Source organism: Bradyrhizobium sp. Mp19, from assembly GCF_029952935.1.
In the GTDB taxonomy this organism is placed as follows: Bacteria; Pseudomonadota; Alphaproteobacteria; order Rhizobiales; family Xanthobacteraceae; genus Bradyrhizobium; species Bradyrhizobium elkanii.
Map to the genome: position 1 here is coordinate 1 of NZ_JASAUT010000080.1, position 16077 is coordinate 16077.

The window sequence follows — 16077 nt, forward strand, 5'->3', positions numbered from 1 at the left end:
TCGTGAAAAACCAATCCACGAGGTCTTCCTAGCCGACCAGATCAGCCCTCAGGGCGTGGTCACCGGATGACGCTCACCTTTAACCGGTGAGGACACGTTGACACACTTCGTCTATCTTCCCTGATTCTCGCGAACGATGGTCGTAGACTGCAGTGCGCGCCTGGGGTGCGCCTGCCTCATTTGCCGCATCCCGTGGGCTCAATCCAGCTTGAAGTGCGCTCTGGCCACACGACGAGGGCCAGAGCATGAAGCGCAATTGTTTTACGGAAGAGAAGGGGTATTCGGTGCCTACGGATTGCGCCACCGGAATTCCGCCTTCGGACTTGAGACAAGCCAGTGAAGTGCATTTCCGTGCGGCCCGCCGCGCTCATTCCGACTGAACACGAGCCAGGTTTCAACTTGCCCGGTTCCGGGGGGGGGGCCATTTCCGCATCAAAGGTTTGATGCGAGATCGGTATTTGTGCGCCCTCCAATGCGCTATCTTTCAGAATACGACATGGTCGATGCGCCGGAATTGGTACGTGGTGAATCGGTGAACTTGTAGAACGCTGCCCATCCCGCCAGTTGACGGTTGGCCGGCGATCATGTCGACCGTGCTGACACTTTGATTGCCGGAAAGGCTACTGTGAGCCCGCGAACAAACACCTTCGCCTTTTCCTGGGTATCGTTGTGACGACGGACAAGCGCCCGTGCGCCCCTCGCTTGCGAATGAGGTTCCCGGGTGGCGTCAGCATGAACGTGTCCGTCGGACCGCAATGAACACATCACTCAACGCAGCGAAGCCAGGCGTCCCGCGCACCTCCACGCGGGCGCCCTGGAACTCAACCGTCACGACGGCTGCATCCCCTGATCTGGAAGGCCACGCGGCGGCCGGTAGCGCCGACTCCGACACTACCGGCACGAACGATCTGCGTGCGATCCAGCCGTCGCGGATCGGAGTTTTCCGAAAGCCGCTCGTCGGCCGCTGGCATCAGCGCCGCGAATTTGGGGCAGGGCAGGGACCTCGGGGTAATCGTGCAGACGTTGCCAGCGGTCTATCCTTTATAGACCAGCTCGAGATCGGTTCGCGGAAAGTCGTCACCCTTGTGCAGCAGTGGCGCGCGATAGGTCTTGGCGCAGGCAGAGGCGAAACAGTCGCCAAGATTGAGCTGAGCCGGATGTCGCGCGTTTCCGAACCGATCGAATGCCATGGCGGCGGTCGATATCATGCCGTCGGCAATCGCGCACACGCGGATGGATCCGGCGTCGAGAACTTTCGCACTGCCGCCTCCGCTTCCGGCGCACCCCATGCGTTGACGCGCATGAGAGCACAGATCGTTCGTATACCGCGATGGTGAGGTAAACGGCGCTTTGGCGTCCGCAATTGCCATGACGACCTCAGCCGCGTCTGGCTCGCGTAGCAAGATTACGACCAGGGCTGAGGCATCGATCATCATCAGGCATCACCGGACAGATCGTCGAAAAAATGCCTTATCGGCGGTCAGGCCGGTTTTGGGAGCGCGGGTGCGATGCGGTCGAGCAGCGGTTGCACCTCCCAGAGCGGCGTCTTTAGGCGTTCACGCTGAATTTCATGTTCGCAAGCCTCGCGAATGCAATCGAGGATCGGCTTGCCTTTGAGGGTGGCAAGTTCACGAATGATCCGGTCAGTGTCGCGGTCTTTAATGTTGTAGGCCATGGGTACCTCTGCTCAGGTATATAGGTGTCCATACTTAGGTACCTTAGCAAGGGCGCGTTTCCACGCTCTAATTGATATTACAATTATATTTGTCGCAAAATGGGTCGCGAGAGAGACGAGCCACCAATTTGCAGGTCCGGTTTCATGCAGCAACGACGAGCTCTGCGGTCGGGCCTAAATCGGGATCTGGCACCGAAGGACTGCAGGCCGTGTTCGGTCCGATCTATGCGGTCAGCCCGGTCTTCAAAAGTCTTGATGCATAGGGACCAGGCGGCGCCTCCGCACGATAGCGAGTGGCTCAGCTGCGCGAACTTTGTGGTCAGACGATCGGGTACGCCGGCGAAAGGCAGAGCGATCCAGGCTTAGCGAATTTGACAACATCGAGCGCTCCGTCGGCGCGGAGAAGGCGTCCGACCTTCGGAAGGCCATCGCGATCCAGGGGCGCAGTGGGCAGCCGTGAACTGCCGAGCTCTTGTTACAGGCTTGAAGCGGACGGCCGACTCAAAGCCGAATTTGTAACGAGAGACGGCGCCCGGCGGGTGGGGAAGAGCGAAAGAAGCATGCTTCAGATCAGGATTTACGACGCGCAAACGATCCGCGTGAGGAAATCTAGATCTTCCGTCCCAATTCTGCAGTCGATCCGACGCAGCATGGCTGCAGAACTCCTCGCCGGGGGTACTCGGGAAAGGGCCCGCCGCCATGAGGTATGCCGGCGTCGCTATCACTGCCCCGTTCCCGGGTACCCTTTTAACCGGTCTCGTCGCTGCACTCGCTCCCGCGTGCCGCCTTCGGCGTCACGCTCCTGCGGGTGCCATTGTCCGTTGAAGCGATGCGCTGCGCGCACGCCTGGTCAGAGCAGGGGCCGCAAGCATCGCTAGGCCAACTCCCCCGAAGAATGGATCTAGAGCTGGCCGCGTCGCAGATTGGCGTCCGCTCGCTGCATGTGAGCGGGGAGGGCTAACCGGCTCTCGTAAGCTGGCACGTGCGCGCCTGGTCAAGGCATCGCTTGCTTCGCGGAATGGGCCGAGAGCAACGGTACTGCCCTATGACGAGCTGCGAGAGGCTGGCGGTTTGTCGCAAAAACGTTACAGGACAAGTCAGCGCTTCCGAACGCGTGTGCTTTGCTGCTACTCCGAGGCGCTCAGCGTCAAGGAGCTGCGCCGCGATCTTGCTTTGTGTGACCATTGGCCGAGGCCTTTCGCGCCCTCTCTATTGCTTCCCGTTCACTTGGCTCTATCCGATCGAACCAGGAGCCTGGAGGATAGGCCGCGATACGCTTAGCGAAGGAAGATTGCGGCTCCCAATCTTGTCCCTCGCTCTTCTCGAAAGTGATGACGCCGTTGTGGGTAAAATAATGGGGGCCTGGGATGTTACAGTTCACCAAAAGCAGAACGCGCCACAGATCGCCCTTCTCGGTCGGCTTGGCATTGGGTTTCGACACGTAATCCACTACAACGGGTTCAATGATATGGCAGCGGCCGTGCCGCAGAAGATTGCCGAGCTTGCCTTGCGCAGTCGTCACGAAGTTGAAGTTGGCCGGATCATGCAGAAAGTGAAGATTCGCGTCCCTTTCGCCATCTGTAACCTCACTGGCGATCAACGAGAGCGCCAAGGCGCGCCAGCCCAATTCAATCGGCTTTGCATATGTCGATGCAAGTTTAATCGTCCCGTCAGTCGCGATCTTCCAAGTGATAGCGTACTGTTCGTCTGATCTGTTGTCCGGGTGCCTGGTCCATGAAAAATAAACGTACTCTGTTCGGTCAATTCCTTCAGCGACTCCCCACGATCGAGGCACAAAGTGAGCCACCTTCGAGACCTTGGAAATGATTTGTTCTATAGTCTCACCATCTTGCGCTCGCCACGTTGACTTGACCCTTTCGACAAGCGTGTGGTCGTTGGCGCGAACATTGTTGCTCGTCGCCGCCAGCCCGGCCAGGCAGATCAGCGACCGAGCGATACAGAACCAAAGCACGCGCTTTCCAGACTTTTTCTTCATTGCTTCCGGCTCATCTGGTTATCATCCACACGTCAATCCAAAGCGGCACGTCTTCCTCAGCGTGCTTTGCGCAGATCGCAAGAAGTTAGCGGCAACGTGACGCAGGCGCCTGCCGATGTCCCGCGCGAGCAGGCGCCGTCCCTCGATGTCACGCGCCGCTAACTTCAGTGGTCAGCCAAAGCCTCAATTTGCAATGCTGGACCTGCCCAGGAGGAGAAGCCTGGACATGATGAGGACTTGCATTGTTCGTGCCAGGCAATAACCGGCAGTTCGCGGCAGATTTGTGCTGTCTTTGTCGACTTACCGACCTACGCACGTTCTAATGTTACCATTCAGCCTATTCGCCACGACTTCCGTGAATGATTCTTGTCACGCACTGAATCTTCGACAGCGGGCGAATGCCTCGCTGCCAGAGTCTTGACGACAATTGGGAGCAGGTATGCCGCCATCGATCCGTGTGATCCGGGGGCGTTGCCGCTACTACGAATGTCGAGGGCGCCCCAGCCTGTTGTGCTTGGCACTTTGCGGCCTACACCAACGCGGAGCCGCCCTTCAGCGGCGGGCGATTTGGAATCGATGTTAAGGAACTTCACGGATCAAGCAGGGGACGAGACGTGGCATTCTCCGCTCGCGCAACGTTAGGGGCCGTCGTCTACCTGCTCGTCATTGCAGTCAACATTCAAGGAGCTGCGCTTCCACGCAGCCGTGTCGACCGGCAAGAGGGAAGCCTCAGGTCTTGCTAGCTTCGGCTCGAACTACTCAACACTTCCGAGAGCATCTGTCTGACGGGGCGGCTCATAAAAGGCCTTGCCATCCAGCCGAACAGACCGACAGTAAAGACGGCAGCAGCAAAGACGCCGAGGGCGCTCCAAACAGCCATTTTCATTGCGAGGGTCTCTTTTGGTTGTGGTGATTCAATATGCTTGCTTTGGCCAGTATCACCAAAACGTCGGCGTGACGCCTACCAGGATTGGCTGGTCGCACATCGACACGTCCGCTGAGCACGCTGCTGGATTAAGCGAATACCTCTTGCGCGTATTCGCCACTGATCCATGGTTATTAATGGAGAAGGGAGGGCGCATCGAAGCGTGCTCGATGAATCGTTCAAAAGCCGGGCCGCATGACAAGCGTCTTGCGCGGCGCCGTGAGCTTCTTCGTGCTGGGCGCATTCGTCTCGTGCACAGATCTGACCCGCCGCCCGACGCCAATGCGTCTCCGAGATGGTCATTCCGATATCCTATGACTGGAGATGGCTTCTACGTCGCGATCAAGCGTGGCCTCGGAGGAGCATTCGCGTAAGAGAGGTCGCAGCACCAATTTGAGAGGTTGACGGCCGAGTTCTCTTGCCGATAATCCAAGTCGTCGAGGTTCTCCGGTTTCCGTTTGATCCGGAGCTAAGAGGGAAGCCGGTGCCAATGCCGGCGCTGCCCCCGCAACTGTGAGCGGTGAGCCACTGTCCAACAAAGTCACTGAAGCCCGCGCGGCTTCGGGAAGGCCGGACGGCGGCAATGACCCGCGAGCCAGGAGACCTGCCCCGACAAAATATTCATCCACGGGCGGGGTGTCCCGGTGGTGCGCCAAGCAGCCGTCGCTCGGGCGACTTCTCCTGCCTGCGTCCGCCATGGCCTTTGCCCCCAACATGGGGTTAGCGCTATGTCTCTTCTCTCCCTTCCGGTTGCCACGCTCGGAACGCCGCGCATCGGTCCAAGACGCGAGCTCAAAGTCGCACTCGAAGGCTATTGGGCCGGAAGAATTAGTGAACAGCAGTTGCTTGAGGACGCAGCCGGCCTACGTGCCGCGAACTGGGCGCGCCAGAAGTCCCTCGGTGTCACCGTGATTCCGTCGAACGACTTCTCGTTGTACGATCAGGTGCTCGACACCAGTGTCATGGTCGGCGCCGTCCCGGAAGTCTACGCCTCGAAAGCCGAGCCCGTTTCCCTCAAGACGTATTTCGCCATGGCACGCGGTTCACAATACGACGGCCGGGGTGCGAGTTGCGGCCACGGATCTCGCGGCGATGGCGCACCCGCGCAGGAGATGACCAAGTGGTTCGACACCAACTACCATTACATGGTCCCGGAATTTCATCGCGGACAGACTTTCAGGCTGTCCTCTCGCAAGCCTATCGACGAGTATGAGGAAGCCAAGGCCCTTGGCTTTCAGACTCGCCCTGTCCTGATCGGCCCGGTCACATTCCTAAAGCTAGGCAAGAGTGCTGATCCTGCGTTCCAGCCACTGTCACTCCTGGATGACCTGATACAGGTCTATATCGAGGTTCTGCAGGAATTGGCCAAACGCGGGGCAAATTGGGTTCAGTTCGACGAGCCCTGCTTGGTTCTTGATCTGGATGAGGAATCAAGACAATCCTTGCTACATGCCTATGACCGGCTCGCCAAGGAAGGGCCGGCCATCAAGATCATGGTCGCCAGCTATTTCGGTGGCCTCGGCGACAATCTTCCCACCGCCTTGCGCCTACCTGTCGCCGGGCTGCACGTCGACCTGGTTCGGGCGCCAGCGTTATTGGACCAGATCATTACCGCCAAGCGAAGTGATCTCGTCGTGTCACTCGGCGCGATAGACGGCCGCAATGTGTGGCGGACGAATTTGTCGGCACTGCGCCAACGGCTCGATCCCGCTATCGCGAAGCTGGGCAAAGATCGCATACAAATCGCTCCATCCTGTTCGCTGCTTCACGTGCCGGTCGATGTTGAACTCGAGACGGAGCTCGCTTCAGACATCAAGGGTTGGCTAGCATTCTCCGTTCAGAAGATTCGCGAGCTTGCGACCTTGGCGCGCGCTCTTGCAGGCGATCAGGATGTTGCTGGCGCTCTTGCGCAGTCGGAGCGCGTCACCACCGATCGTGGGACTTCGCCAAAGATCCGAGATGCCGATGTCGCCATCCGGATGAGAGCGATCAACCAGGCCACGCGCCGGCGCGCCAGTCCATTTGCCAGCCGTGCCGAGATCCAGCGCAAGCGCTTCAAACTACCGGCGTTTCCGACAACGACGATCGGATCGTTTCCGCAGACTGCAGAGGTTCGTAATGCCCGCGCAGCGCACGCGCGAGGCACGATGAACGACGGACAATACGACGAGTTCCTCAAGGAAGAGACTGCGCGTGCCGTACGTTGGCAGGAGGACATTGGCCTCGACGTGCTTGTGCACGGCGAGTTTGAGCGCAATGACATGGTGCAGTACTTCGGCGAACAACTCGCCGGCTTCGCATTTACCAAAAATGGCTGGGTACAATCCTATGGCTCGCGCTGTGTCCGGCCGCCGATCTTGTTTGGCGATGTCTCACGGCCGAAGCCGATCACCGTGGGGTGGTGGCGGTACGCGCAATCGCTAACCAAGAAGCCGATGAAGGCGATGTTGACCGGACCAGTGACGATCTTGAACTGGTCGTTTGTTCGCGATGATATTCCCCGAGCCGAGGTCTGTCGTCAAATTGCGCTCGCGATCCGAGACGAAGTCGGCGATCTCGAAAATGCTGGTGCAGCCATGATCCAGATCGACGAGGCTGCGCTGCGCGAAGGATTGCCGCCGCGCCGATCGGAGTGGACGGCTTATCTCGAGTGGGCCGGGGATTGCTTCCGCATCTGCTCATCGGGCGTCGCCGATCAAACCCAGATCCATACCCACATGTGCTACTCGGAATTCAACGACATCATCGATGCGATTGCTGCAATGGACGCGGATGTCATCTCGATCGAGACTTCGCGGTCGAAAATGGAGCTGCTCGACGCGTTTCGGAACTACAAATATCCAAATCAAATCGGGCCGGGTGTGTACGATATCCATTCTCCGCGCGTGCCCGAGTCGAGCGAGATGAAAGAGCTCGTGGCTTTGGCTCGAAAGCGGCTGCAGGATTCGCAACTTTGGATCAATCCGGATTGCGGTCTGAAGACGCGCAAATGGGAGGAGGTTCGCCCGGCGCTGGTGAACATGGTCTCCGCCGCCCGCGAACTACGCGCTGCATCCACTCCAGCCGACCGTTGACCTGGTCTGGTCTTTCGTCGAGAAGGCCGGTCGCCTGTCAACGATTTGCGGGCTCGATAATTGTGGGAGGCATTGGTGAGCAGAAAAAGGCCCGGCCGCCTTTAGCGGCCGGGCGGAAGTGTGTCCGGGAGGAGCGACGCTGCTAGGCAACGTGCTGACTTCCATCGGCGGAAGGAGGGCGCCGATGGTTCGATTACGGCGGGGACATCCGCCGAAATCTGACCCCAGTTAAGGCGCAAGCTCAGCGTAGCTCAATCATGCCCTGGTATGCGGCCGATATAGCCTAGATTTGAAATCTACACCAAGGTTTGTCACTTATGAGTAGTTTCGCAACGCTCTGCAGGGCCGAGAAATGTGGGGCGGTCGTGCCGGGCGATCATGGACGGGCACCAAGCGCACGTTGGTACGCTTTTCTGCCGGAAACGATGGGCTCGATCAACGGGACCATACGATAACGCGCACAGCAAGGATCTTATCGTGGTGACCAATGCAATCTGCGGCTTGCTATTGATCCCGCTTCAGCTAGTCATTGGTCTAGTCAAGTTTTTATACCAACCTCTGTTGGAAATCTTGTGCGGCTCGACGAAGAGCCGGCGAACGGGATGCCGATCAGCGTGCTCTTGATCGCCGCGACTGCTCGCGATCCAGAGCATAAACCGGTTTGGTGATGTCGAACTCGGATCTGAAACGGCTCGGTTCGGCTTCGTCTGGTTTAGACCGCCAGACTATGTGTAGCCCCGCTCCGAGTAAGGTGAGCGTCGAAGATCGATGCGACGCTCCGGGCCAGGAACTCTGCGCCACCGGCTATCGAAAGCCGGCTATCATCCATCACCACGACGCCATCGGCGATAAGGCCGTCGAGGCGAGAACGATCAACGACGGCCAAGCTTGGATCCCGGCCGTAACGACGGGATGTCTCGGAAAGATCGACTGTCAAATCGCACATGATTCGTTCGATAATCTCGGCGTGGAAGCGATCGTCGTCAGTCAGTAAATAGCCCTTTGCGATGGCCAGCCGATCCTCGCTGATGCGAGCGAGGTAGTCCTTCGTCGGGACGGCGTTCGCGACAAAGCCCTGTTGCATACGGCCGATGGCGCTGGCGCCCAGACCAATCAAGGTGTCCGCGCTATCGTCAGTGTAGCCCTGGAAATTGCGCCTCAACCTGCCTTCCTGGCTCGCCAGGGCGAGATTGTCGTCCGGTAGGGCGAAGTGATCGATTCCGACGCGGACATATCCCGCATCAACCAAAGCTTCCGTGATCGTTTCGGATTGGACGTGGCGCGCAATGCTGTCGGGCAGGGTGGACGCATCGATCAGACGTTGATGCTTCTTGAAGGAAGGAATATGCGCGTAGCCAAAGGCCGAAAACCGGTCCGGATGAAGCTCGAGGCATCTGGCGACGGTATCCAGGCACGAAGCGACCGTCTGCCGGGGCAGGCCATAGAGCAGGTCGAAATTGATACGTTCGACGCCGGCACGGCGCAACCGATCGACCGAGGTCGCGGTCTGTCCGAAGCTCTGCAGACGGTTGATGCCCTGCTGAACAACTGGATCGAAGCTCTGGACACCAAGGCTCGCCCGGTTGACCCCGCAATAGCCAAGAGCCTCGGCCATCGGCTCGCTCAACATGCGTGGATCGATCTCTACGGCGATCTCGGCATCAGGCAGGACCGCGAATGAATGGCGCAACGAACCGACCAGATCAGCGAACGTTTCAGGTGTCATGATCGTCGGGGTGCCGCCCCCGAAGTGGATATGAGTGATCGGTTGCCGTCGGCCAAGGGTTTCTGCAACGAGGTAAGCTTCGGTCCGCAGTCCCGCTGCATAGAACGAGATCGGCTCCTGGCGCTTCGTGACAGAAGTGTGGCAGCCACAATACCAGCACGTGCGTCGACAAAACGGCACGTGCACGTAGATCGATGCGGATTGCTGCGCGCCCAACGACTTGAGCCACATTTGATAGTCGGATTCGCAAATCGAAGCTGAGAAATGGGGGGCCGTCGGATAGCTGGTGTAGCGCGGCAGCCGTTGCTGCCCGTAGGCTTGTGCCAAGTCCGGTCGCATTCAGAGTGCCTTTCTTCCCTGGCCAACCGATTACCGGACACGCGGCGGATAGGCTTTGCGCTGGCTCAAAATATCCGCGTTGTTGATGGCGATAGCGGCCCTAAAGCCAAGATTGGTAGGGCATGCCGGCAACGTACGCATCGCACTTTGGATCGCGATGAAGGTCCTGCCCTCTTCCGGGCAAGAAGAGGTCCAGCAGTGCCGCAACGATCGATCGCGGTCGGTCGGTGGACGTAAGGGGCACTCATATTACGTAATATCACTGGGGCGCTGGTCGAGCGGTATTGCCAATTGCCCCGCGACGTTCACGTCACGGGACCAGCCGGACCCCGGCCGTGCTGTTTGCGAAGGGACCGGCTGCAAGTGATCATCGGGCGCGGATGTCGCGCTGGCCGCGCGCGGCGTACGCGCCAGAAGGACTGTCACCTTCATTTCAATGAGATGAGCATGACCTGCACGGCCCGGCGTGCAGAGTCAGTGATCAATTACGGTCCATCGGCTTTGGCGCCATCTGGCGGCTTGCCGGCCATTGCGGACGAAAACGCCACCGAACTCCGTTCGGCTTCAGCTTCTTGCTCTAATTGTAGAATATGCGCTCTTAGTGCATCGGAAGTCGCTTCCGCCGTCTCGCTGAACAGCAGATCCCCATGATCAGTGCGGGCGGAAGCGATTTCCGTCCAATCCTCAGCCGATAGAGCCTTGACGGCGGCGGGGAAGAAATCTCGCTCTTCCCACATCATGTGGTGCCGCTCCCGCAATATAAAGTCGCGTACGATGTTACCGACGTCTTGTCGAAGGATTTCACGATCCGCGAGGATAGCATCGATAGCTTGAGCAAAATGGTGCAGGCGGTCGATGACTTCCTGGTGTTCATGCGCGAGATCGCCGACGATTGCAGCCGCATCCGGATCGCGAGTTCTAAGCTTGGAGAAAATCAAATCTTCCTGAGGATGATGGTACACCTCCGGGTAAACCTCGAAGTAGCTGATAATCGCGCGAATGACCTCATAGTCAGGACGGGCCCCATGCTCAAAGATCTCCAATTCACGTTGGAGGGCGACCAGAAGTAGGTCAATATTGCGATGCTCTCGAAGCAAAAAATCGATGATCATTGCGGTGCTCCAGGGCGGAACAATGTAAGCGAGCGATCCTGCCATCTGTGCGCGATCGCCCAAGCCGATGTTCGGGTGTCGTTCACGTGCTGCGATCCGTCGGCGCTGATCGGTGCAAGGAAGTCCGCGCATTTCACAGCGCTTCTTGAGCTTAGCCCAAGTTCTGTGCAACGTGGCTCGGCAGTTTGTCGTTACGTAACTCGATTCGGCGCAAGGTCGGCAAGGCAATCACGCCATTCTGCTCGAGTTGAGTGAGGGTGCGCGAGACCGTTTCGATCGTCAAGCCAAGATAGTCGGCAACATCCTGCCGTGACATCGGCAGCTCGATCGCAGCGTTCTTCGTAGTACGACGAGACATATCGAGCAGAAATGCCACGACCCGCTGTTCAGCGCTGCTGATCAAAAGCATCAGATGCTCCTGAAAGCGGCGGAGCTCAAGCGCCATCGCGTCCCAGAGCTGCCTTGTGAGCTCGCAATCTTGGCTGGCGCGAACGATGAGGGCGCTGCGCTTCACCATCAAAAGGTGCGTCTCACAGACCGTCTCCGCCGAAGCGATATGGCTGTCTCCGGCCTCAAAGCCGAAGATGTCACCGGGCAGATAAAACGCACCAATCTGACGACGCCCATCTTCCATAATCTTGTAGGTTCGTACAGCACCCGATACCACCTGGTATAGGTGTTCGGCTGCTTCGTCCTCGCCGTAGATCTCGCTATTGCGAGCGAACCGCATCGGGGTCGCAACCATACCAAACGGTCCATAGGTACGAGATTGCCTGCACAAGACGCTGCTCGGATGATGGCTGATCTCGTGAATACTTGTGGCCTGAGCGTACATGGCGGACTCGATCTTCGAAACGTCAATGGAGCGGAGATTGGCCGCTTCTGATGAACTGGAAAATTTCGATGTTTCCCCTAAGTAGAACCCACTAAGTATTTATACGTATGCCGTGAGAAGAATTCTCGATGGGGGCGACGCAGCCTTTCGGTATCTCGAATGCGGCTCAAAGCCGACCAGCCGCGTTTGAATGAGGAAGCTGCATTCTGACTTGGCCGTTCGGCTTGAAGTTGAGCTCGGGCATCCTCGGGTGGGCGGTGACCAGATTGTCCCGCTCCTCTAGACCGGCAGCCTACGTGCAACGTTCGAAAACCGCGGCGCATGTTCAGCGGTTTCGCCCCGCCTCGTCGATGGAGCGACGGCGGGCCCGCGAAAGCCGGGACAAACGGCGCTCCTGTTCTCCAGATCGGCGGGCGGCTGGTGCCTTGCCCCGCGCCCATCGACTGGGTCCGGGGCGCATCTGGCGGCATATCGCATCTATATTTCTTGCCTTCAGTGCGACATCAAAACCGGAATGACGTTTGCACGAAGCAGATTTCCCGAAATGCCACCGAGCAGCCTTTCCTGCAGCCGAGAGCGGACGTATCCGCCCATCACCAGCAGGTCGAGGCTTTCGTCCGCCACAAGCGACAGGAGGGCGCGGTGTACCGACTGGGGTGCTGGGAGCGACACGATCTTTGCAGGAAGGCCCGACCTTTCAAGATACCGTCCCAAATGGTCGGCGGAGCTCTCCGCCGGGACCTTGTGCGCATCAGTCATCGCGATGATGGTCAGCGCGTCCGCTTCGCGCAGCAGCGGCATCGCGTCGTGCAACGCGCGGGCCGCAAGGCGGCTGCCGTCCCAGCAAATCCCAATTCGTCTGGCCGAAAAAGAGCCGTGGATGACGCTTGGCAGATACAGAACTGGCTTGCCGGCCTGGAGCAGGACGTCCTTGGGGATAACGTTGTCATAGCTCTCGTAGCCGCTCTGGGGCTGCGTGACGATAGTCATGTCGTGCACTCGCGCGCTGGCGCAGATGCTTCGACGCGCCTCCGCTGGAACCGCACTGAGCGCGCGGCTCGCATAGGATATGCCGGAGCTCCTTGCCCGCAGATCAAAGACACGGAGTGCCGCTTCGGCTCTCTCCAACGCACGCGCCTGCTCGATTTCAAAGACCGAAGTGACGGCCACCCCGCTGAGTGCGGCGAGCGGAATAATGGTCCTCTCATAACCGATGGCCACAACGTCAAGATGCGCGCCCGTGCTCAGTGCGAAGGAAATCGAACCGTTCACCGCGGCCCGCACCGGGAGCTCCGTGGGAAGATGGACCAATATGTTCCCGAACATTGCCGTTCTCCGGGCGTGAAAGGATTGCTGCCGATCGGAGCACAAATCTGGGCCGGACAATTGATCTGCTTCATACGCTCGCCGATTTAGTTAGGCAGGATCAAACCGGCCACGGACAGTTCGCGCAGAGTCCGATGCCAAGTAGAAGCAGCATGGCATGTGTTGCATCGCTCATGTCAACTGCGAATCCTGCACGATTCGTGCACAGCGATTTTTGCTGCACAGATTAGGGGGCGGCCCGAGATCGCGGATGCCGTCGATTCTCCCCGTTGCCTGCTCGACATTCACCCTCATCGACAACAGGTACACTGAGAGGATCGCCAGTACGGAAGATGATGTGCGGCTGGTTAGTCCGCGGTCAAGCCGAATACGCCAATGCTCAAGCCTCTCCAACGGCTGCCGGGGGATCAATCAGCAACATGAGAGGACATTGTCGCAGACGGAGAGCGGGCGCAGCGCGACGTGCGGGTGCATCGTTCGCTGGGCTCGTCTTGATTTTCTCCATTGCCGGTCTGTGGCCTATGCTCAAGGCTCCGCTGGACAATGCGTTTTTAAGGCGCGCCATGCTCGCGATTGAGGATCATTCCTGGACGAATTCTCCAAGATCTTTCGAGCCCTTGTTCGTCGCCTGGACCGTGCCGCTCGCGCCCCTGCTAGAATCCTGCGGCGATGGCAATCCGCATCAACTCAGACATGCTGCGTACATTGGTCTTGGCCATCAGGTTGGCGCGATAAACCTCGACCGTCCGGGGGCTGATGCCAAGATCATGGGCGATTACCTTGTTGATCTTGCCGGCTAATAGTCCCTGCAGGACGTCACGTTCGCGCGACGAGAGGTCGGCAAGGCGCCCTTCTGCCTGCAGTTTCGCTGCGTCATCGTCTGGCTTCGTTGGCCGCGCTTCCAAAGCAGCGTTGATGGCACGCAACAGCACCTCATCCTCGAACGGCTTCTCGATGAAATCGACCGCACCCGCTTTCATCGCTTCAACTGCGAGTGATACATCACCATGACCGGTTATCAGGACGACCGGACAGTCGAGGCGATCGGCCTTCAGCTTGCGGACCAGTTCGAGGCCGCTCATTCCTGGCATGCGGATGTCTGATACAACGCAGTCGATCGGACCGCTTGCAATGTCATTGAGAAACTCGGTCGCGGTCTCGTAGGTTGCTACCCAGAAACCACTAATATCAAGCAGAAACGCCAGCGAATCCCGCATCGCGGCTTCATCGTCGATCACAAGAATGCGCCGCCCGGTCATGCTTCTTCACCGACGTCCGCAAATGGCAGCGTGAACTGAAAGATCGTGCCGCCACCCGGATTTGCTTCCGCCACGATGTGGCCGCCATGGGATTCCACGATTGTCCGGCAGATTGATAGTCCAACACCCATGCCGTGTTCCTTCGTCGTGACAAAGGGTTGGAACAGGCGGTCGGCGACATCAGGGCTGATACCGGAACCCGTATCAGCAACGGTAAACCTGGCGAGACCATCGACCTTGCTGACTCCGACGGTCAATTCGCGGCGCGGACAGGAAGCCATCGCCTCGATCGCGTTGCGTATCAGGTTCAGAGCGACTTGCTGGATCTGGATCTTATCTACGATCATTGACGGCAGATCGCGGTCGCTGCGCATTGTCACCCGCACGCCTTGCTCCTTGGCGCCGAGCAGGGCCAGCGCTACAGCCTCTTCAAGTAGCGTGAGCGGATTTTCCACAGAATGCTGCGTCTCGCCTTTGGCAACGAACTCCCGCAAGCGCTTGATGATATCGCCGGCGCGCAGAGCCTGTTGGACGGCGTGTTCGAGTGCATCACCAATGCGATTGGCGTTCGGCTTGTCTGACGCCAGCAGAGCCTTTGCGCCGCGCATATAGTTTGTGATGGCGGAGAGCGGCTGGTTGATTTCATGGGCAATAGACGATGCCATCTCACCCATGGCTGTTAGCCGCGACACATGGACGAGTTCGGACTGCAGCTCCTGCAGCCGCCGTTCCTGCGCCCGCCGTTCGGTTAAGTCTCGGATAAAGCCGGTGAAGAAGCGTTCGCCGCGCACTTTGGCCTCGCCGACGGCAAGCTCCATCGGAAAGGTCGAGCCGTCGCTCCGCTCGCCCACCACGATGCGACCGATGCCAATGATGCGCCGCTCGCCGGTGGTCAGATAACGTTCAATGTAGCGGTCATGCTCGGCCCGGTAGGGCTGCGGCATCAACTTGGATACAGTCTTTCCAACCACTTCGTCCGGCAACCAGCCAAATAAACGCACTGCCGCGGCGCTGAACGAGCGAATGATACCCTTCTCGTCAATGACGATCATGGCTTCCGGTACGGTGTCCAGGATCGACTGCAGATGAGCTTGCCGATACCGCGCCTGCTCCGATTCCTGCCGCAGCCGGTCGCCCATGAAGCCAAGCATGGGACCTAGTACCGCAAATGCGGCAATATCGATCATGTTTGCGGAAACGGTGATGAGGCTTTTCCCAAGAAATGCCGCGCTGATGACGAGGCAGAGCAGGGTCGCGAAGCTCGCTGGTCCGCGGCCGCCGGCGAAAGCGGCAAAAACGATCGCCGGAAGGTAGATGATCGTAAATGAGCGGTCATCGAGATACGGATTGAGCGCCGCGCGGAGCACGAGGGCGAGCGCGGCGGCTGCCGCGGCAGTACCATAGCGATACCAGATGTGGTCGGACATATTTGCCGGCAGACCCTCTTATGAGATCGATCCTACATCGTTTGGCCGCGGGAGGGCCACCGGAGGCAGATGCGCGTCAATTCGCGCCGTTATATTGTTGCAGGATAGCCATCGCTATTTGAACCAAATGCGCCAGTGCGTGGGCTGCACAGCGACGTGTTCTCCGGTCTTCGCCTTGATCCAGCCGCCAAAGATGCGGCGGCAAGGGAAGACCAGCCGATGAATGGTATTACCCTCGATCACGCCAATCTCAAGGTCGCGATCGAAGGGCGCCGTCTCGATCCGCTCCCACGTCACGTTGCCATTAGATCCTGGACGGTGTTCATCGCCGCCGACTGACAAATTCAAGTAACCTTTCAGACAGTACGAACCACATCGCTTGT

11 protein-coding genes and 1 riboswitch are annotated in these 16077 nt (G+C 58.7%); of the genes, 1 reads left to right on the top strand and 10 read right to left on the bottom strand.

Going from position 1 to position 16077, the window contains the following annotated elements; genetic code table 11:
- Nucleotides 1–1034: 1034 nt before the first annotated feature.
- From QJT82_RS41160 to QJT82_RS41170, 3 genes are all read right to left on the bottom strand, one after another.
- Nucleotides 1035–1436, bottom strand: a complete 402-nt coding sequence (locus QJT82_RS41160; RefSeq protein ID WP_016841992.1) for a type II toxin-antitoxin system VapC family toxin — start codon at nt 1434–1436, stop codon at nt 1035–1037.
- Nucleotides 1437–1480: 44 nt separating this feature from the next.
- The gene (locus tag QJT82_RS41165) at nt 1481–1675 is read right to left on the bottom strand and encodes a type II toxin-antitoxin system VapB family antitoxin (protein ID WP_016841991.1); all 195 of its coding nucleotides are present in this window, start codon (nt 1673–1675) and stop codon (nt 1481–1483) included.
- A 1147-nt stretch (nt 1676–2822) separates the two neighbouring features.
- A complete protein-coding gene (locus tag QJT82_RS41170) occupies nt 2823–3671 on the bottom strand; it encodes a hypothetical protein (protein WP_016841977.1) in 849 nt (282 codons plus the stop codon).
- Nucleotides 3672–5019: 1348 nt separating this feature from the next.
- A riboswitch (cobalamin riboswitch) is annotated at nt 5020–5223 on the top strand.
- Nucleotides 5224–5324: 101 nt separating this feature from the next.
- On the opposite strand from QJT82_RS41170, the gene metE reads away from it, so the two are divergent.
- The gene (gene metE, locus QJT82_RS41175; RefSeq protein ID WP_264641776.1) at nt 5325–7670 is read left to right on the top strand and encodes a 5-methyltetrahydropteroyltriglutamate--homocysteine S-methyltransferase; all 2346 of its coding nucleotides are present in this window, start codon (nt 5325–5327) and stop codon (nt 7668–7670) included.
- 712 nt (nt 7671–8382) lie between these two features.
- Here the strand turns inward: metE and hemN are convergent.
- The 7 genes from hemN to QJT82_RS41210 form a co-directional block, all read right to left on the bottom strand.
- Complete coding sequence (gene hemN / locus QJT82_RS41180; protein WP_026192392.1) at nt 8383–9735, bottom strand: oxygen-independent coproporphyrinogen III oxidase; 1353 nt, start codon at nt 9733–9735, stop codon at nt 8383–8385.
- Nucleotides 9736–10220: 485 nt separating this feature from the next.
- The gene (locus QJT82_RS41185; RefSeq protein ID WP_035632897.1) at nt 10221–10847 is read right to left on the bottom strand and encodes a hemerythrin domain-containing protein; all 627 of its coding nucleotides are present in this window, start codon (nt 10845–10847) and stop codon (nt 10221–10223) included.
- 151 nt (nt 10848–10998) lie between these two features.
- A complete protein-coding gene (locus QJT82_RS41190; protein ID WP_233475709.1) occupies nt 10999–11682 on the bottom strand; it encodes a helix-turn-helix domain-containing protein in 684 nt (227 codons plus the stop codon).
- A 492-nt stretch (nt 11683–12174) separates the two neighbouring features.
- Complete coding sequence (locus QJT82_RS41195; protein ID WP_016841970.1) at nt 12175–13008, bottom strand: universal stress protein; 834 nt, start codon at nt 13006–13008, stop codon at nt 12175–12177.
- 653 nt (nt 13009–13661) lie between these two features.
- The gene (gene fixJ / locus QJT82_RS41200) at nt 13662–14267 is read right to left on the bottom strand and encodes a response regulator FixJ (protein WP_016841969.1); all 606 of its coding nucleotides are present in this window, start codon (nt 14265–14267) and stop codon (nt 13662–13664) included.
- Nucleotides 14264–15694: a PAS domain S-box protein gene (locus QJT82_RS41205; protein ID WP_016841968.1), complete on the bottom strand. Its 1431-nt coding sequence runs from the start codon at nt 15692–15694 to the stop codon at nt 14264–14266. Before QJT82_RS41205 ends, fixJ begins: the two co-directional genes overlap by 4 nt.
- 114 nt (nt 15695–15808) lie before the next feature.
- Nucleotides 15809–16042, bottom strand: coding sequence for a hypothetical protein (locus QJT82_RS41210; protein ID WP_311990172.1), 234 nt, complete (start codon nt 16040–16042; stop codon nt 15809–15811).
- Between the last annotated feature and the right edge of the window lie 35 nt (nt 16043–16077).